The organism is Methylobacterium marchantiae (assembly GCF_042679825.1).
GTDB lineage: Bacteria > Pseudomonadota > Alphaproteobacteria > Rhizobiales > Beijerinckiaceae > Methylobacterium > Methylobacterium marchantiae.
The window spans coordinates 1-642 of the sequence record NZ_JBHTND010000090.1; the positions used below are offsets into that span (position 1 = coordinate 1).

At 71.5% G+C, this 642-nt stretch carries 1 protein-coding gene; it reads left to right on the forward strand.

Annotated elements, in window-relative coordinates:
• On the forward strand, positions 1 to 642 hold a 642-nt coding region (locus tag ACFQ4G_RS21950; RefSeq protein WP_379041137.1), incomplete at both ends, for a methyl-accepting chemotaxis protein.

Below are 642 nucleotides of genomic sequence, written 5' to 3' on the forward strand. Positions count from 1 at the left end.
CCACGGCATGTTCGTCGATCCCGATCTGCGCGCCGGCGCCGAGTACAAGCGCTTCTGGGAGAATCTCGGACGCGGCGAGTACCAGGCCGACGAGTACCGCCGCATCGCCAAGGGCGGCCGCGAGGTCTTCATCCAGGGCACCTACAACCCGATCTTCGACCGCGACGGACGCCCGCTCAAGGTGGTCAAGTTCGCCACCGACGTCACCAGGCAGGTGCTCGAGCGCCGGAGCCGCGCCGCCCTGCAGGTCTCCATCGCCACCGACCTCAACGCCATCGCCGGTGCCGCCTCCGGCGCCTCGCAACAGGCCGGTCAGGCCGCCCGCGCCTCGACCCAGGTCTCCTCCGACATCCAGACCGTCGCCTCCGGCGCCGAGGAACTGGCCGCCTCGGTCTCCGAGATCAGCATGCAGGTCACCCACGCCTCCGAGATCTCCGGTCAGGCGGTCAAGCAGGCCGAGGAGACCAGCGCCATCATCGCCGGCCTGTCGGGGGCGGCCACCCGCATCGGCGAGGTCGTCGCCCTGATCCAGGGCATCGCCGCCCAGACCAACCTGCTGGCGCTGAACGCCACCATCGAGGCGGCGCGGGCCGGCGAGGCGGGGCGGGGCTTCGCCGTGGTCGCCACCGAGGTCAAGGCGCT